Source organism: Vibrio sp. 10N.286.48.F5, assembly GCF_041469785.1.
Classification (GTDB): domain Bacteria; phylum Pseudomonadota; class Gammaproteobacteria; order Enterobacterales; family Vibrionaceae; genus Vibrio; species Vibrio crassostreae_C.
The window spans coordinates 57,317-74,136 of record NZ_JBFRLG010000017.1 but is presented as its reverse complement, the minus strand read 5'-3'; the positions used below and the strand labels follow the sequence as shown (position 1 = coordinate 74,136).

The window sequence follows — 16,820 nt, the reverse complement described above, 5'->3', positions numbered from 1 at the left end:
TAAAAAACCGAGTAACTTTGTTATTACTCGGTTTAGTGTTCAATTACTTAAAACCTTTTACTTTCTTTATCAGGTCATAAGCATTCTGAATTTCTTGCGATTTCTCTTTCGCAACATTCATCATCTCAGGCGGTAAGCCCTTCGCCATCAGTTTATCTGGGTGATGTTCATTCATCAGCTTGCGGTAGGCTTTCTTCACCTCTTTACCGTCAGCACTTTCACTCACACCAAGAACCTTATATGCGTCGCCAAGTTGGTTCTGTTGCGAAGCCTGTTGCCAACCTGATGATTGCCCATGACCCTGATGGCCACCAAAGCTTCCACCTTGCTGTTGGAAACGGAACGCAGCTTCTTGCATCTGCAAGCGGCGTTCTAGTTGTGCTGCCGAAAACCCAAGCCCTTGCGCTATTTTATGCAGAACTTGACGTTCACTCGGGTGCAAACTTCCATCCGCAAATGCGGCAGATACCTGAAGCTCTAGAAAGAACTGCAGAAGATCAAAACGACCACCCGATGAGATTTTAACTCGCTCAAGTACGTCGTTCAGAGGGAAGTCGCTCTCTTTGCCGTCACGGAATGCATCTTGCGCTGCTTTACGCTGTTCGCCATGCAGGTTCATACGCTCCATCATGGTAGAAGCGAGTTGAATCTCTTCTGGCGTTACCTGCCCTTTCGCTTTAGCAACGTGCCCCATAACCGCAAAAGCGGATTTAAAAAACTCGTTCTGTCTTTCTGCTTGGCTTGGACCTCGACCAAAACCAGAGCTATTGAAGCCTGATTGGTTCAATCCGCGAGCTTTATCGAATTGGTGTCCTAAAAACAGACCAAAAACTAAACCGAGTGGCCCTCCAAATAAAAAGCCAAAAAACGCGCCCAAAATTTTGCCAAATATTTGCATTATGTGTTCTCTATCTATGAATTTTATCTGAGTAATGCTGTCTGATGATGCTGAATGCTATTATTTCCTTTATCATAAGGAAAATGCTTTATTAATTGGATTGATACTAGATCAACCCTTCATCTAGTGACACAGGATAGTTCAACTTCATGCAATCTTTTTCCCGCACCTTGTTAGCCGCGTCTATAAGTACGGCGTTATACGTGTCGACAACTCAAGCTGAAACAATCACCGATAGTAGTGTGCAGGAAATGCCCTCTATAGATCAATGCTTGATCGAGCCCGCTGCAGAAAACGAGACACAGCTACCCGCTCATGTTGAGTCAGATCGCTTAGAAGCTATCAATGGTGACAAGGCAATATACTCAGGTGACGTAGTCGTTACGCAAGGAAATAAGACCATCCTTGCAGATAACGTAACCCTGCACCAACAAGAAAATATCGTTGTAGCTGAAGGCAACGTAAACTTTAGTGATGGTCAAATCAAATCTATCTCAGACAGAGCGACCAATAATCTGACTACAGATGAAATGACGCTTGAGAACACCGATTACGAATTCCTTTGCGAGCCCGGTCGCGGAGATGCTGTTTATATAGCAAAAACAGGTAAAGCGGTTTATGAGATTGAAGATGGCTCCATTACCTCTTGCCCGATTGGCGATAATGCTTGGCGTCTAAGAGCATCGAGCATCAGTGTCGACCAAGACGAAGAACAAGCCACTTTTTATAATCCACGTTTTGAAATCCAAAGTGTTCCCGTCTTTTACTTACCTTACTTAACAGTACCGGTGGGTGATACACGTAAAACCGGTTTCTTGTACCCAACAGTTTCGTATGGTTCAAGCGATGGTTTTGAAGCTGAAATTCCTGTTTATTGGAACTTAGCACCAGACTACGATTTGGAAACTACCTTCAAGTACATGCAAGAGCGTGGCACTCAACTCAACAGTAAATTCAGATATTTAAGCGATTTTGGTTCCGGTAGTATCGAGTCTGAATATTTACCAGACGATCAAAAGTACACTGATCTAGGCGATCGTTGGGGTTTCCAACTAGAACATTCAGGAATATTCCAACAATCTTGGTTATTCGAAATTGATTACTCTAAAGTCAGTGATATTGACTACTTTTCGGACATGAGCTCAAATATCGGTAACCGTGAAGATGGACAACTGCTTCAAGAAGGGCAAGCAACATACCGTTCTCAAAATTGGGATGCGTCTGTACTTGTTCGAGACTTCCAAGTTCTTACCACCAGCAATAACTTGCCTTATCGTCTAATGCCACAACTCGAGTATAACTACTATGCTCCAGAGGTAATGGATTACCTAGATTTTGACTTAATCAGTCATATATCAATGTTCGATACCGACGCATCAGGCAAACCATCAGCCACTCGTGTTCACGTTGAACCTGGTATTACAATCCCAGTAGGTAACACTTGGGGCACTTGGACAACCGAAGCACGATTACTTGGTACATACTACCAACAGGATCTGAATGACATTGATAGTGAGTATGAAGATTTAGAGGAATCAGTAACACGTGTAATACCTGAGTTTAGAAGCCACGCAGGTATCGTTCTTGAACGTGATACAAAAATTGTAGGTAATTACACTCAAACACTCGAACCTCAAGTTCAGTACCTTTACGTGCCAGAAGAAGATCAAAGCGAAATTGGTCTTTACGATACAACACTACTACAGACTGATTACTATGGCTTATTCAGAAGCCGCAAATACAGTGGTGTAGACCGCATTGCGTCAGCAAATCAAATTAGCTATGGCGCATCATCTCGCTTTTTTGATGATGAGTACCGAGAGCGCTTAAACATATCTTTTGGTCAAATTTTCTATTTTGATAAAGATACAAAGCAAACTTTAGGCAACGAAGACTCCGCTGACAAAACTAATTATTCATCTTGGGCTATTGAAATGGACTTCAACTACGATGATTACCTTTTCTACCATGGCGGTGTGCAATACGACATTGATTCATCTTCGATGCAACTTGCTAACAGTACCATTGAGTACCGTTTTGCCGGCGGCTATATACAAACCAACTACCGCTACGTTACAGAAGAATATATTGAGGATAATGTAGGCGAAAGTATAAATGTTGGTTCAATAACTAGAGATGGTATCTCACAAGCAGGCTTACTTGGTGCTTACCAGATTTCGCGGAAGTGGAATGCCAGTGCTCAATATTTCTATGATTTAACCACACAAGAAAATCTAGAATGGTTGGCTCGCTTGAACTATAAATCGGATTGTTGGTATATCGGATTTACGTATAGTAACCAGCTGACAAATAACATTAGTGATCCAAATGTCACGCCTGAATATGAAAATAACTTTGGTGTGAATTTCGGTATTATCGGCTTTGGTACTAACTTAGGCTCTGATTCAGGCGCTGTTGGGGATAGCAGTTCTGATAACTCATTGAGCTACGGTCGCCCATTCTTCTTAAACAACTAATTTTCTTTACTGATAAGAAATCAGTAAATTTAAAGGATTACACATGACATTGTGGAAACGCACATTAATTGCTATTGCAGCGACTTGTACTTTATCAACAAGCTTTGCAGCACCGGTTGAGCTAGACAGCGTAAAAGTTATCGTTAACGAAGGCGTTATCTTACAAAGCGACATCGATGCTTCGATGAAGACACTGCGTGCCAACGCAAAAAAAAGCGGTCAAACACTGCCATCGCAAGATGTGCTCAATGAGCAAGTACTAGAAAAACTGATCATCGATACTATTCAAACTCAAGAAGCAGAACGTATCGGTGTTCGTATTGATGATGCTCGACTTGATCAAGCAATTGAAGGTATCGCTAAAGACAACAACCAAACGGTAGAACAACTTACCGCATCGGTTGCTGAAGAAGGCCTTAGCTACAATGCATTTCGAGAGCAAGTAAGAAAAGAGATTGCAGCAAGTGAAGCTCGTAACGCCTTAGTTCGTCGCCGTATCAATATTCTTCCTGCGGAAGTTGATAACCTAGCAGATATCTTAGCGCAAGAGACTAACGCGACCGTTCAATATAAAATTGGCCACATTCAACTGCGCTTTAATGATGACCAAACCAAAGAAGAGTTAGAAGCTCAAGCTACTGAACTGGTTGAAGAACTGAACTCAGGCAAAGATTTCAGCACCATGGCATATACTTACTCTAAGGGTCCTAAAGCGCTGCAAGGTGGTGATTGGGGTTGGATGCGTAAAGAAGAGATGCCAACCATTTTTGCTGACCAGATCAAAATGCAAAATAAAGGCAGCATCATCGGTCCTTTCCGTAGCGGTGTAGGTTTCCACATTCTAAAAATTGAAGATGTGAAAGGCTTAGAAACCGTAGCAGTAACGGAAGTGAATGCTCGTCATATCTTGATTAAGCCAACCGTAATCTTGAGTGACGATGGCGCGAAAGAACAACTTGAAGAGATCACGCGCCGCGTAAACACAGGTGAAGCGAGCTTTGGCGACCTTGCACAGCAATACAGCCAAGATCCAGGTTCTGCAGTACAAGATGGTGAGCTAGGCTACCAAACACCAGATTTGTATGTACCAGAATTCAAACACCAAGTAGAAACGCTACCAGAAGGCAAAATCAGTGCGCCATTCAAAACCGTACACGGTTGGCACATTGTTGAAGTACTAGACCGTCGCGAAGTCGACCGTACCGATTCAGCTTTGAAAAACAAAGCTTACCAAATTCTATTTAACCGTAAATTCAACGAAGAAGCTGGTGCTTGGCTACAAGAAGTAAGAGCAAGTGCCTTTGTTGAGATGGTTGAGGACGACCAAGATGACAACAACTAAACGTATTGTCATAACCGCAGGTGAACCAGCAGGGATAGGCCCAGATTTAACTTTGGCTCTATCTCAAGAAAGTTGGCCTCATCAACTCGTGGTTTGTGCTGATAAAACACTGCTATCCGAGCGAGCTAAAATTCTTGGTATCGAAGTCGATCTTCTGGACTACGATGCAAATGCAGCTAAGCAACCGCAACGCGCTGGCACACTGGTAGTGAAACACGTTCCACTTGCTGAAACGGCAGTTGCAGGTCAACTCAATGAGGCTAATGGTCATTACGTATTAAATACTTTAGAAACCGCAGCAATTGGCTGTATGAATGATGAATTTGATGCTATTGTCACCGGCCCCGTTCACAAGGGTGTAATTAACCGAGCTGGCGTTGCTTTTAGCGGCCATACCGAGTTCTTTGCAGAGAAGTCCAATACACCACTGGTGGTGATGATGTTGGCAACTGAAGGGCTGCGTGTTGCGCTAGTAACAACGCACATCCCACTAGCTTATGTATCTCAAGCTGTGACCGAAGACAGATTAGAGCAAATTATTGCTATTCTAAATAAAGACTTGGTTGAAAAATTTGCTATTGAGAAACCAACTATCTATGTGTGTGGCTTGAATCCACATGCTGGTGAAGATGGTTGTTTAGGGCGTGAAGAGATTGAAACTATCACCCCGACGCTAGAAAAAATTCGCCAAAAAGATGGCATCAATTTAGTTGGCCCATTGCCAGCAGACACCATCTTTAATGAAAAATATTTGCAAGATGCAGATGCTGTTTTAGGTATGTATCACGACCAAGTACTCCCGGTATTGAAATACAAAGGGTTTGGTCGCTCAGTGAACATCACGCTTGGCTTACCGTTTATTCGCACATCAGTCGACCACGGTACCGCCTTAGACTTGGCAGGGAAAGGCCAAGCCGATACAGGGAGCTTTAGAACAGCGCTCACGCACGCCATTGAATTAGTAGAGAAAAAGCAATGAGAAATGATGTCCACTTAGGGCACAAAGCGCGTAAACGTTTTGGTCAAAACTTCCTTAACGATCCATACATTATTGATGGCATCGTATCGAGTATTAACCCACTACCAGGTCAAAACTTGGTAGAGATCGGTCCTGGTCTAGGCGCAATTACTGAGCCTGTGGGTAAGCTTGTCGATAAATTTACTGTTATCGAATTGGATAGAGACCTTGCAGAACGTCTTCGTAACCATCCAGATCTTGCGGACAAGCTAACGATCCGTGAAGGCGATGCGATGAAGTTCGATTTCCAAGAACTGGTTAAGCCAAACAATAAGCTACGCATCTTTGGTAACTTGCCATATAACATCTCTACACCATTGATGTTCCACCTTTTTGAATTCCATAAAGACGTGCAAGACATGCACTTTATGCTTCAAAAAGAAGTGGTTAACCGTCTAGCTGCTGGCCCTGGCAGTAAAGCTTACGGTCGTCTTACTGTAATGGCTCAATACTACTGTAAAGTAACGCCTGTGTTAGAAGTTCCACCAACGGCCTTCGTTCCGCCACCGAAAGTAGACTCAGCAGTCGTGCGCCTACAGCCATACGAAGTGCTGCCTTATCCGGCAAAAGATCTGAAATGGCTAGATCGCGTCTGTCGTGAAGGCTTTAACCAACGTCGTAAAACAGTTCGTAACTGCTACAAGAGCTTAATCGATAAGGAAGTGCTTGAAGAGCTAGGTATCAACCCAAGCATGCGTCCTGAGAACTTAACACTCGAGCAGTTTGTCGACATGGCAAACTGGTTGTACGACAGTCATAACGCTGACAAATAAATAAAAAAGGCTCCTACACTTCGGTTAGGAGCCTTTTTTATGTAATACTTTAATTACATTAAGTATATCAACAACAAAAGGTGCGAATATGGATATATCTACGCCTTGTATCAAATGCCAGGTTCACTCTAAGTACATAGAAGAACAATCTGAGCCAACGAAGAATCGTTATGTCTTCGCCTACATTATTACCATCAAAAATCTAAGTAAAACAACGGTGCAACTTATGTCTCGCCGCTGGTTAATTACCGACTCTAACGGCAAGCAGCTCACCATTGAGGGTGATGGTGTAGTTGGCCAACAACCCGTGATTGAAGCCAACGACGAGTACACCTACACAAGTGGTACGGTCATCGAAACCCCTGTTGGCGTTATGCAAGGTCACTATGTGATGACCGATAACAAGGGCATTGATTTTATTACCGAAGTTGACCCATTCAGACTCGCAATCCCTAATATTCTTAATTAGCCGTACATCCGTATCTACAGGAAATTATTGTGTCGAATTACATTGTCGGAGACATCCAAGGGTGCTTCGACGAACTTCAAGGACTACTTGAAAAAATTAACTTTGATAAACACCAAGATACTTTATGGGTCGCCGGAGACTTAGTTGCTCGAGGCCCTAAATCATTGGAGACGTTACGCTTTATTCGTAACCTTGGTGACGCAGCTAAGGTTGTATTAGGCAACCACGACTTACATCTTCTGGCGGTGTCCTTAGGACTATTTCCAGCGAAGCCAAAAGATAAGACTCAAGCGATTCTTGATGCTGAAGATCGTGAACTGCTAATCGAATGGTTAAGACAACAGCCTTTGCTTCAAGAACACCCAGAGTTCGTGATGTGCCATGCGGGTATCTCACCGCAGTGGAATCTAGAAAGAGCACGTGTTGAAAATCGAGAGATCGTATCCTTGTTAAAGTCCGATAAATGGCAATGGCTAATCGAAAACATGTACAGCAACGCGCCTGATTTATGGCATCAGGATTTACATGATATTGAGCGCTATCGCTATGCGATCAATAGCCTGACAAGAATGCGTTTCTGTTTTGAAGATGGCCGTCTCGACATGGCATGTAAGCTACCACCGAATGAGATTACCGATGAACCATTAGTGCCATGGTTTGACCTTCCGCAACGCATAAAGCTCGATAAAACCGTTGTTTTTGGACACTGGGCTGCGCTTGAAGGCTATAACGGAAAAGACGTAATTGGACTTGATACTGGATGCGTCTGGGGAGGTGAATTGACAATTCTTCGCTGGGAAGATAAACAGTTTTTCACTCAGAAAGCGCTATAAAGATACGAGAAACTTGCGCTACCTTGGTAGGGTAACGCAAGCATTTTTCAGAGACTAGCTATTGATAACCACAGTTAACGCTCGAGAATCACAAACTCCATGTTGTGTTTGTTTTTCTCGTCAGCTTGATAGCTCTCGTTAAAGCTCTGCTTCCAACCTTCACCCCAGTCAGGAAATTGTGTATCTCCATCGACGGCGAAATCGATGTAAGTCAGATACAACTTGTCCGCTTTAGGTAAGCAGCTCTCATAAATAGAGCCGCCACCAATGATCATCACCTCTTCAACATCACTGAGTAGCTCTAGAGCCTGTTCAATAGAAGTTACCGTCGTTACACCTTCAATCTTTAAACTCTCATCACGGCTGATTACGACATTCAACCGACCCGGCAAAGGGCGTCCAATAGAATCGTAGGTCTTACGTCCCATCACGACTGGTTTACCCATAGTCGAGCGTTTAAACCATGCAAAATCCGCAGGTAAATGCCAAGGCATCTGATTGTCTTTACCAATTATACGGTTGTTTGCCATTGCCGCTATCATGCTGATGATCATAAATCGAAAGTCCTGTCCCTAAAAAGAAAATTAACGCTAAACGATAGGTCTACGGCGATAGAATAACAGCCCTGGCACAGCTAAGCCAACCGCCAACCCTGCGATAATGAACATCGATTTTAAAAAGTTCTCCATCAACATTGCCAACAACTCAGGCGTGTAGCCTGCCCTGTTAATCTCCACCATCGCAATCATCGCCTTGAAGGCGAACACACCTGGCACCATAGGAATTAGAGCTGCAACCGTAAACACCTTCGGATGTGCTAACAGTTTATGTGACCAATGAACCCCTATCATACCAACCACGGTTGCGGCGAAGAACGTCGCCCATTCGATTGGAATACCAAAGTGCATCATCAGATACCGGCTACCATGACCGATAGAACCACCGAGTGCACAATAAATTAAAGCACGTTGCGGAACGTTAAACACCAATGCAAACCCAACCGCAGGAATAGCGGCGAAAAACATATCGTTGAGCAGACCTAAAAACAGTTCGAAAATACTCATTAGCTTGCCCACCCCCAAACATCTGATAGACTCATCGCCGCGACAATGCCCAAGCTCGTCGCCAGAGTTAATAAGCTGGCCATGGTAAAGCGCGCTAACCCCATATTAATATGGCCTTTAAGCATATCAGCGACGGAGTTAATCAGAGGAAAACCAGGTACTAACATTAATACAGATGAAGCCATCACGATCGTGGGTTGGCCGCCAATATTGTAAAGTACGGCTTGAGCTGAAATGGTCGTGGTAACGAATGCTGTGATAGCAAAGTTTAATAGCGGATTGAAATGGCGGTGCCCAATCTCTTGCCTGACGATCATACCGCAAGCTGAAGCAATAAAAGTCATCATGAAGACTTGCCAGTCTCCGCCCGCAAGGTGGCTAAAAGAGGCGCACGACAACCCTATCATCACAACCACTAACCAACGGTTGTAGCGCTCGGGGCTGATGTTTTGAATCTTTTTATACGCCAAATCATAATCGAGAATTCCCTTCTCCATCATGATGCAAATGCGTTGAATGTCGGTGATAACCTGCATGTTAATGCCACGATCAGCACAACTTCGAGTAGTGGTAATACAGTGATCATCCATTACGGTAGTTACAACAAGCGCATTGGCTGACAGTGCGACTTCAACCTCATTCACCCCACAAGCAATACCGATGCGACGCATGATATCGCCGACCAGTGTGCTCTCTGCCCCGTGCGCCAATAACATTTGTCCTGATTGAGCGACGAGTCTTGAGATCGCTCTTTGCTTTGATGCCATGATTTCCTTCCCATAGGCGTTAATTATCTAAAGATAAATTTTGCATAAAAAACAGTAAGACGTCATGATTTAGATACAAAAAAACCGCAATTTTCATTGCGGTTTAATAAAACTATCAGTGTACTTGTAAGAAGCGACCGATGCGTTATGAGAAACTAAGAGGATTAGTCACGAACATAGATAACATGGCCGTCATCCTCTTCGTCATCCCAATCGTCCCAATCGTCGTCATCTTCAGTAACGACATTCTTACCGCTCATCGCATCTTTATGGTAGTCATCCCACATAAAGTCTACTTTTTCTTCTTCTTCAACTTCTACAACTTCACGAGGTAGGTTTTCCATAAACTCACCTAGTTTGAAGCAAAGATCTTTGGTGCCGATTTTATTCACAGCAGAGATCTTGAAGTACTCGCCTTCCCAGCCCAAAGCATCGATGATTTCTTGAATCTTTTCGTCTGCTTCGTCTTCTGGCATTAGGTCAACTTTATTGAACACTAACCAGCGAGGTTTTTGTGAAACTTTTTCACTGTATTGCTCAAGCTCATCGATGATCGTTAGTGCATTCTGAATAGGATCAGATTGATCGATCGGCATAATGTCGATCATATGCAGAAGAACACGACAACGCTCAAGGTGCTTAAGGAATCGGATACCAAGGCCAGCGCCATCAGCTGCGCCTTCGATTAGTCCTGGGATATCGGCAACAACGAAGCTCTTTTCAGGGACAACACTTACCACACCCAAGCTTGGGATCAAAGTAGTGAACGGGTAATCAGCCACTTTTGGTTTCGCAGCAGATACTGAACGAATAAAAGTAGATTTACCTGCGTTTGGTAGGCCAAGCATACCAACGTCAGCTAATAAAAGAAGCTCTAAACGCAGTTCACGAACTTCGCCTTTAGTACCCATTGTCTTTTGACGAGGAGCGCGGTTAACAGACGATTTAAAACGCGTGTTACCAAGACCGTGCCAACCACCTTTACCAACCATTACTTTCTTGCCGTGTTCAGCAACTTCAGCAACGATTTCGTTGGTGTGGATATCAACTGCACGCGTACCAACTGGTACTTTCAGCGTAATGTCTTTACCACGTTTACCAGTACAGTTACCGCCGCGACCATTCTCGCCACGCTCTGCATTGTAAAAACGTTGGAAACGGTAATCGATCAGTGTGTTTAAGTTCTCATCCGCTTGGATGTAAACATCACCGCCGTCACCACCGTCACCGCCATCAGGACCACCTTTAGCGACGAATTTTTCGCGCCAAAAGCTAACTGTACCATTACCGCCATCACCGGCTTCTATTTTTACTACCGCTTCATCAACGAATTTCATTTTTTAACTCCGCACTTACGTTGCGTTACCACTCATCAAGGAGTGATATAAATTCTAGCAGATCCGTGTTTAGATCGATCACCTAAGATCTAGGCCGACCTGCAACCAAGGAACAAATAAGGAGAGGTTCTTTGCTTCTTATTTCTTAAAAACAAACGGCTTCTTAAAAACTAATCTGTTTATCAAAAAATAAAACGGCTTCTCAAAACCAAAACAAGAGCGTCTGCTTTTTTATTCTTGCTATAAATAAAAAACCCTGCCGAATCGGCAGGGCTTTTGAATTCAGCTTGAAAGCTAATAAAATAATCTAGTTAAAGATTAAATTACTCAGCTTCGATGCTTACAAACTTACGGTTTTTAGGACCTTTAACAGCAAATTTCACTTTACCTTCAGTAAGAGCGAAAAGAGTGTGGTCTTTACCGATGCCAACGTTTGTGCCAGCGTGGAACTTAGTACCACGTTGACGAACGATGATGTTACCTGCAAGAACAGATTCACCACCAAAACGCTTAACACCAAGACGTTTGCTTTCTGAATCGCGGCCGTTATTAGTAGAACCGCCAGCTTTTTTATGTGCCATTGTTAAACTCTCCTAATACTTAAGCGTTAATGCCAGTGATTTTCACTTCAGTGAACCACTGACGGTGACCAGCTTGCTTACGCGAGTGCTTACGACGACGGAACTTAACGATTTTTACTTTATCGCCACGACCGTGTTGTACTACTTCTGCAGTAACCTTGCCACCTTCAACAAGAGGTGCACCAACAGCGATTTCTTCGCCGTTAGCAACAAGAAGAACTTTATCAAATTCAACAGTTGCACCAGTTTCAACGTCTAATTTCTCTAAACGAAGTGTTTGACCTTCGCTTACTCGGTGTTGTTTGCCACCAGATTGGAAAACAGCGTACATATTTTACTCCGCTTTTTCCGCACAGCCTATGGTTGTTAATTGTACAACTCGGGTGTGCGCTAAACTAATCAATAGGGCGCAGATTCTACGGGAATCATGGCGCTATGACAAGCCATATTTTTAAAAAATTGGCGAAAACCTGTTCGCCAAAGAAAAGTGCGGCAATCATGCCCTTTAGCGATGTATTAATCAACGTTTTTTAGTGTATTATTCAACAATTAAATACAACGTATAAGCCTTACAGGGTCTAACTTCAGCCGGATGAACAATGGATTTTAAAGCTATCCAAACGCTTACTGCCAATGATATGGCAAAAGTGAATGAAACAATTCAAGCCCAACTTAATTCTGACGTAAGTTTAATCAACCAGCTTGGTTTTTATATCGTTAGCGGTGGTGGCAAACGCCTACGCCCTTTGCTTGCTCTTTTATCTGCTCGCGCACTTGGATATCAAGGTGAAGCTCATATCACCTCTGCAGCCTTTATCGAGTTTATTCACACCGCAACCCTGCTTCACGACGATGTTGTCGATGAATCAGACATGAGACGCGGTAAAGCGACGGCCAATGCCGCTTTTGGTAATGCCGCTAGCGTTTTGGTGGGTGACTTTATCTACACACGCTCATTCCAAATGATGACAACGCTAGGATCTTTAAAGATCCTTGAGCTAATGAGTGAAGCGGTAAACGTGATTGCCGAGGGTGAAGTTCAACAATTAATGAACTGCAATAACCCAGACACCACAGAAGAAAGCTACATGCAGGTGATCTACTCTAAGACTGCTCGTTTGTTCGAAGCTGCGACCCAAATCGGTGCGATTCTTACTGAGTCATCACCAGAGATCGAAACAGCAATGCAGAACTATGGTAAATACCTAGGCACCGCTTTCCAACTGATTGACGATGTGATGGATTACACTGCAGATGGTAAAGAGATGGGTAAAAACGTTGGTGACGATCTAGCCGAAGGCAAACCAACACTGCCTCTACTTTACGCAATGCATAATGGCTCTCCTGAACAAGCAAGCATGATTCGTGAAGCGATTGAGAAAGCGAACGGCATGGAACGTCTTGACGATATTATGGCTGTAATGAAAGAGACAGGCTCTTTAGAGTACACAACAAATAAAGCCTACGAAGAGGCCGATAAAGCCATCGCTGAGCTTTCTGTACTTCCTGACTCAGAATATAAGCAAGCGCTAACCACGCTCGCACACTTAGCTGTTAAACGCAGTAAGTAAGCAGGTTAATAGACAACTCGCTTCTAGCTTCTATATAAATAACAAAAAGAGCCTCAGGGCTCTTTTTTTTGGTTTTCAACAAATATTTGTAGGTGAGCCAAATTCAATATCGACTGGCTTCTAATGATAACGGCAGTTGTGCTTCAATCTCTTCAAGCTCTTCCATTGGCACCGCGTACTGCTCATGCCCGTTGTAAGTCTCTACTAGTGCGTACTGCTCTTGCTCATCAATTACCAATACTTTTCCTAAGTGCCCCAAATATTCGACATTCATACCCTTCTGAACAGTAGCCATAACATTTACCTTCACATTAATTTTAAAGCTAAATACGAGTAGCTTGAACTTCAGGATCAAAAAAGCCGATCATAATGACCGGCCCTTATTAATTAGCTTAAGTCTGAGTTAAATAGCGTTTCGCTTATTTAGCGAATTCAACACCAATCTCGATGTCACCATTTAGCGTTTCAAGCATGCTATCTAAAGCGTTACGTTCGAAGTCACTTAGCTCACCGTAGCTAAGGATCGCTTCAGCGCCCTCTTTGCCTAGTTTAACTGGCTGTGCGAAGAATGGAGCGTGCTCGCCTTCACCTTCAACGTATGCACATTCAATCACGTTTTCTTCACCTTGAAGTGCTTTAACTAGTGCAAGACCGAAACGACAAGCCGCTTGACCCATAGACAGTGTCGCACTGCCGCCGCCAGCTTTAGCTTCTACTACTTCAGTACCTGCATTTTGGATGCGAGTCGTTAGCGCTGCAATTTCTTCATCAGTGAACTCTACGCCTTCAACTTGAGAAAGTAGAGGAAGAATCGTTACGCCTGAGTGACCACCGATAACAGGAACACGGATGTCGCCTGGATCTTTGTCTTTTAGTTCAGCAACGAACGTTTCAGAACGAATCACATCAAGAGTCGTAATACCGAATAGACGACGCTTGTCGTAAACGCCCGCTTTCTTCAGTACTTCAGCCGCGATTGGCACTGTTGTGTTTACTGGGTTAGTAATGATACCAACACAAGCAGTCGGACAAGTAACTGCGATTTTCTCTGCAAGAGACTTAACAATGCCAGCGTTCACATTGAAAAGATCCGCACGATCCATACCAGGCTTACGAGCAACACCCGCTGAAATAAGTACAACATCCGCACCTTCTAGTGCTGGTGTTGGATCTTCACCCGCGTAACCTTTGATCGAAACAGGCGTTGGGATATGGCTAAGATCGGCAGCAACACCCGGTGTTACCGGAGCGATGTCGTAAAGTGCAAGATCTGAACCAGCAGGTAGGCGGTTCTTAAGTAGTAGGGCTAGGGCTTGACCGATGCCACCAGCGGCACCAATAACAGCTACTTTCATTGTTATTCTCCTTGAGAGCTTTCTCTTATAGATTCTTTGTAGGGTAATTCTTGAGCTAAATCTAAGTTAAAAAACTATATTAATCACAAAGTGATTACAATCAATTAACGCTAGCTTTGCGACTTCGCGCAAGTCAATAAAACCGTGCTACACAGCAAGTTCGCATTATGGCGATAATCGACTGAAATAACAAAATAAGTCGTCGCAAATAACACATTATTCTATTAAATATTTACAGTGATATGACTAACAAATTACAGGGATGTTTTGGCTAAAATTGAATATGTATGCGAGAATATGCAAACATCTTTGTTAATGAATAAGAATGACATATGCGCAATACAGAAAAGCAAGACAACTTAGTTCGTGCATTTAAAGCCTTACTAAAAGAAGAACGTTTTGGCTCACAAGGCGAAATTGTTGATGCTCTAAAACACGAAGGTTTTGAAAGCATCAACCAGTCTAAAGTCTCGCGTATGTTAACCAAGTTTGGTGCCGTTCGAACTCGTAACGCAAAAATGGAGATGGTTTACTGTCTTCCTGCTGAGCTAGGTGTTCCGACCGTTTCTAGCTCTCTAAGAGAATTAGTACTAGATATTGACCACAACAATGCATTGGTGGTGATACACACAGGTCCTGGTGCGGCGCAGCTGATTGCTCGTTTATTAGACTCACTAGGTAAGTCGGAAGGTATACTGGGCGTAGTCGCAGGTGATGATACTATCTTCATTACCCCAACGTTATCGGTTACCACTAAGCAACTGTTTGATTCAGTGTGTGAACTGTTTGAATACGCAGGATAATTGATCGCTGTTTCATAACTATCAGCCTTATTAATGGATCACGAGTATCTATTTGCTTCGTGATCCAAATCACATCCTAGAATATCCATACCTCCCTTCCAAAATCACACTAAACCATTGATTTTAAAAAACTCAGTAGCAAATCAAACACGAGATCAAGACATCATTTGTTAGATTTTTTAGCTATATCTTTTAACATTCGAGTAATTTTCTGCCAATTTTTGATATTATTCAGCCACTTTTTCATCACATGGATTGAAAAAGGTGCCGTTTCCAAATAGGAAACTCCTGAAGCAACTACACTTGTTTCAGGGTTAATAATGAATAAAGGAAGGGAAATTCATGGCATTTACCAAACTTATTAAAGTTGGTGCTATTGCAGCTGCTGTAATGGGCGCTGGCGCTGTTAACGCTCAAGAGTTCATCACGATTGGTACTGGTTCAGTTACGGGTGTTTACTACCCAACTGGTGGTGCGATTTGTAAGCTAGTGAACAAGGGCCGCAAAGACCACAACATTCGTTGTTCTGTAGAGTCTACTGGTGGTTCAATCTACAACGTTAACACCATCCGTGCTGGTGAACTAGATTTCGGTGTTGTTCAATCGGACTGGCAATACCACGGCTACAACGGTACAAGTAAGTTCAAAGATCAGGGCGAATACAAGAAACTTCGCGCGATGTTCTCTCTACATACAGAACCGTTCAACATCATCGCTCGTACTGATGCTGGCATCAACAATGTGTCTGACCTAGCAGGTAAGCGTGTAAACATTGGTAACCCAGGTTCTGGTGACCGTGCAACGATGGGTGTTGTAATGGACGCTATGGGCTGGACTAACGACAGCTTCAAGCTTGCTTCTGAACTTAAAGGTTCTGAGCGTTCACAAGCACTTTGTGATAACAAGATTGATGCATTCATCTACATGGTTGGTCACCCGAACGGATCAATCAAAGAAGCAACAACGTCTTGTGATGCAAAACTGGTTTCAGCAACAGGTCCACAGATCGACAAGATCGTAGCTGAAAACCCATACTACGCTTACAGCACAGTTCCTGCTGGTATGTACCGTGGTACTGACGCTGACGTAAACAGCTTCGGTGTTGCAGCTACTATGGTAACAACTTCAGACGTTTCTGAAGAAGTTGCATACAACGTTGCTAAGGCAGTATTTGAAAACTTTGACACTTTCAAACGCCTACACCCAGCATTTGCTAACCTGAAAAAAGAAGACATGGTTAAAGCGGGTATCTCTATCCCTCTTCACCCAGGCGCAGCAAAATACTACAAAGAAGTGGGCCTTCTAAAGTAACTCTACTTTAAGCCTACTACACCAATAAGGAGGCTAGCCCTCCTTATTGGCTTTTCACGTTTTATAAAAATAATTTAAGTGAAAAGAACAGCCCTTTAAGTTTCTCCAATTTGGAGGACTTACCTTCGTATCAAGCCTAAGACAAAGACGAGCAAAAAACGCATTTCCCTATCCATTCACTACACTAGATAGGAAAGAAATAACGTCTCGTTGTTCGTAAG

General features: G+C 43.3%; 18 protein-coding genes. 9 read left to right on the top strand and 9 right to left on the bottom strand.

The features are described 5' to 3' along the window. Positions 1-43 precede the first annotated feature (43 nt). Positions 44-898, bottom strand: coding sequence for a co-chaperone DjlA (gene djlA, locus AB4185_RS11960; RefSeq protein WP_017061385.1), 855 nt, complete (start codon positions 896-898; stop codon positions 44-46). 149 nt (positions 899-1,047) lie between these two features. On the opposite strand from djlA, the gene lptD reads away from it, so the two are divergent. The 6 genes from lptD (at position 1,048) to AB4185_RS11930 (ending at position 7,810) form a co-directional block, all read left to right on the top strand. Next, positions 1,048-3,375 (top strand): LPS assembly protein LptD, encoded by a 2,328-nt coding sequence (lptD, locus tag AB4185_RS11955; RefSeq protein ID WP_102332753.1) that lies wholly within the window; start codon positions 1,048-1,050, stop codon positions 3,373-3,375. Positions 3,376-3,418: 43 nt separating this feature from the next. Next, a complete protein-coding gene (gene surA, locus AB4185_RS11950; protein WP_065584690.1) occupies positions 3,419-4,717 on the top strand; it encodes a peptidylprolyl isomerase SurA in 1,299 nt (432 codons plus the stop codon). Further along, positions 4,704-5,696 (top strand): 4-hydroxythreonine-4-phosphate dehydrogenase PdxA, encoded by a 993-nt coding sequence (gene pdxA / locus AB4185_RS11945; protein ID WP_017062941.1) that lies wholly within the window; start codon positions 4,704-4,706, stop codon positions 5,694-5,696. Before surA ends, pdxA begins: the two co-directional genes overlap by 14 nt. After that, positions 5,693-6,508: a 16S rRNA (adenine(1518)-N(6)/adenine(1519)-N(6))-dimethyltransferase RsmA gene (gene rsmA, locus AB4185_RS11940; protein ID WP_017062942.1), complete on the top strand. Its 816-nt coding sequence runs from the start codon at positions 5,693-5,695 to the stop codon at positions 6,506-6,508. Before pdxA ends, rsmA begins: the two co-directional genes overlap by 4 nt. A gap of 88 nt (positions 6,509-6,596) precedes the next feature. After that, positions 6,597-6,977: a Co2+/Mg2+ efflux protein ApaG gene (apaG, locus tag AB4185_RS11935; RefSeq protein WP_004735899.1), complete on the top strand. Its 381-nt coding sequence runs from the start codon at positions 6,597-6,599 to the stop codon at positions 6,975-6,977. A gap of 29 nt (positions 6,978-7,006) precedes the next feature. Beyond that, the gene (locus AB4185_RS11930; protein WP_017062943.1) at positions 7,007-7,810 is read left to right on the top strand and encodes a symmetrical bis(5'-nucleosyl)-tetraphosphatase; all 804 of its coding nucleotides are present in this window, start codon (positions 7,007-7,009) and stop codon (positions 7,808-7,810) included. Positions 7,811-7,884: 74 nt separating this feature from the next. Here AB4185_RS11930 and folA read toward each other — a convergent pair whose 3' ends face one another. From folA to rplU, 6 genes are all read right to left on the bottom strand, one after another. Continuing rightward, positions 7,885-8,364, bottom strand: a complete 480-nt coding sequence (folA, locus tag AB4185_RS11925) for a type 3 dihydrofolate reductase (protein WP_017062944.1) — start codon at positions 8,362-8,364, stop codon at positions 7,885-7,887. A gap of 36 nt (positions 8,365-8,400) precedes the next feature. Further along, positions 8,401-8,874 (bottom strand): threonine/serine exporter family protein, encoded by a 474-nt coding sequence (locus tag AB4185_RS11920; protein WP_017062945.1) that lies wholly within the window; start codon positions 8,872-8,874, stop codon positions 8,401-8,403. Then, positions 8,874-9,641, bottom strand: coding sequence for a threonine/serine exporter ThrE family protein (locus AB4185_RS11915; RefSeq protein ID WP_017061378.1), 768 nt, complete (start codon positions 9,639-9,641; stop codon positions 8,874-8,876). Before AB4185_RS11915 ends, AB4185_RS11920 begins: the two co-directional genes overlap by 1 nt. 164 nt (positions 9,642-9,805) lie before the next feature. Then, positions 9,806-10,978, bottom strand: coding sequence for an Obg family GTPase CgtA (gene cgtA, locus AB4185_RS11910; RefSeq protein WP_017061377.1), 1,173 nt, complete (start codon positions 10,976-10,978; stop codon positions 9,806-9,808). A 323-nt stretch (positions 10,979-11,301) separates the two neighbouring features. Continuing rightward, positions 11,302-11,559, bottom strand: a complete 258-nt coding sequence (rpmA, locus tag AB4185_RS11905; protein ID WP_004735905.1) for a 50S ribosomal protein L27 — start codon at positions 11,557-11,559, stop codon at positions 11,302-11,304. Between the two features lie 19 nt (positions 11,560-11,578). Beyond that, on the bottom strand, positions 11,579-11,890 hold the full coding sequence (rplU, locus tag AB4185_RS11900) for a 50S ribosomal protein L21 (RefSeq protein WP_004740823.1): 312 nt from the start codon (positions 11,888-11,890) through the stop codon (positions 11,579-11,581). A gap of 268 nt (positions 11,891-12,158) precedes the next feature. On the opposite strand from rplU, the gene ispB reads away from it, so the two are divergent. After that, positions 12,159-13,130, top strand: coding sequence for an octaprenyl diphosphate synthase (ispB, locus tag AB4185_RS11895; protein WP_017061376.1), 972 nt, complete (start codon positions 12,159-12,161; stop codon positions 13,128-13,130). 103 nt (positions 13,131-13,233) lie between these two features. Here ispB and AB4185_RS11890 read toward each other — a convergent pair whose 3' ends face one another. Beyond that, positions 13,234-13,425, bottom strand: coding sequence for a hypothetical protein (locus AB4185_RS11890; RefSeq protein ID WP_017061375.1), 192 nt, complete (start codon positions 13,423-13,425; stop codon positions 13,234-13,236). Positions 13,426-13,549: 124 nt separating this feature from the next. Continuing rightward, entirely contained in the window at positions 13,550-14,485 is a 936-nt protein-coding gene (gene mdh / locus AB4185_RS11885) for a malate dehydrogenase (protein ID WP_009847834.1), read from the bottom strand. Positions 14,486-14,817: 332 nt separating this feature from the next. Here mdh and argR point away from each other — a divergent pair, with 332 nt between their 5' ends. Both argR and AB4185_RS11875 read left to right on the top strand, forming a co-directional pair. Continuing rightward, entirely contained in the window at positions 14,818-15,288 is a 471-nt protein-coding gene (argR, locus tag AB4185_RS11880) for a transcriptional regulator ArgR (RefSeq protein ID WP_004740827.1), read from the top strand. Between the two features lie 342 nt (positions 15,289-15,630). Continuing rightward, a complete protein-coding gene (locus AB4185_RS11875) occupies positions 15,631-16,599 on the top strand; it encodes a TAXI family TRAP transporter solute-binding subunit (RefSeq protein ID WP_017061374.1) in 969 nt (322 codons plus the stop codon). The last annotated feature ends 221 nt before the right edge of the window (positions 16,600-16,820 follow it).

Excerpts from the sequence above, each read along its gene's own strand:
- djlA (WP_017061385.1), bottom strand. The coding sequence starts at position 898 with ATGCAAATATTTGGCAAAATTTTGGGCGCGTTTTTTGGCTTTTTATTT.
- lptD (WP_102332753.1), top strand. The coding sequence starts at position 1,048 with ATGCAATCTTTTTCCCGCACCTTGTTAGCCGCGTCTATAAGTACGGCG.
- surA (WP_065584690.1), top strand. The coding sequence starts at position 3,419 with ATGACATTGTGGAAACGCACATTAATTGCTATTGCAGCGACTTGTACT.
- pdxA (WP_017062941.1), top strand. The coding sequence starts at position 4,704 with ATGACAACAACTAAACGTATTGTCATAACCGCAGGTGAACCAGCAGGG.
- rsmA (WP_017062942.1), top strand. The coding sequence starts at position 5,693 with ATGAGAAATGATGTCCACTTAGGGCACAAAGCGCGTAAACGTTTTGGT.
- apaG (WP_004735899.1), top strand. The coding sequence starts at position 6,597 with ATGGATATATCTACGCCTTGTATCAAATGCCAGGTTCACTCTAAGTAC.
- folA (WP_017062944.1), bottom strand. The coding sequence starts at position 8,364 with ATGATCATCAGCATGATAGCGGCAATGGCAAACAACCGTATAATTGGT.
- AB4185_RS11920 (WP_017062945.1), bottom strand. The coding sequence starts at position 8,874 with ATGAGTATTTTCGAACTGTTTTTAGGTCTGCTCAACGATATGTTTTTC.
- AB4185_RS11915 (WP_017061378.1), bottom strand. The coding sequence starts at position 9,641 with ATGGCATCAAAGCAAAGAGCGATCTCAAGACTCGTCGCTCAATCAGGA.
- cgtA (WP_017061377.1), bottom strand. The coding sequence starts at position 10,978 with ATGAAATTCGTTGATGAAGCGGTAGTAAAAATAGAAGCCGGTGATGGC.
- rpmA (WP_004735905.1), bottom strand. The coding sequence starts at position 11,559 with ATGGCACATAAAAAAGCTGGCGGTTCTACTAATAACGGCCGCGATTCA.
- rplU (WP_004740823.1), bottom strand. The coding sequence starts at position 11,890 with ATGTACGCTGTTTTCCAATCTGGTGGCAAACAACACCGAGTAAGCGAA.
- ispB (WP_017061376.1), top strand. The coding sequence starts at position 12,159 with ATGGATTTTAAAGCTATCCAAACGCTTACTGCCAATGATATGGCAAAA.
- AB4185_RS11890 (WP_017061375.1), bottom strand. The coding sequence starts at position 13,425 with ATGGCTACTGTTCAGAAGGGTATGAATGTCGAATATTTGGGGCACTTA.
- mdh (WP_009847834.1), bottom strand. The coding sequence starts at position 14,485 with ATGAAAGTAGCTGTTATTGGTGCCGCTGGTGGCATCGGTCAAGCCCTA.
- argR (WP_004740827.1), top strand. The coding sequence starts at position 14,818 with ATGCGCAATACAGAAAAGCAAGACAACTTAGTTCGTGCATTTAAAGCC.
- AB4185_RS11875 (WP_017061374.1), top strand. The coding sequence starts at position 15,631 with ATGGCATTTACCAAACTTATTAAAGTTGGTGCTATTGCAGCTGCTGTA.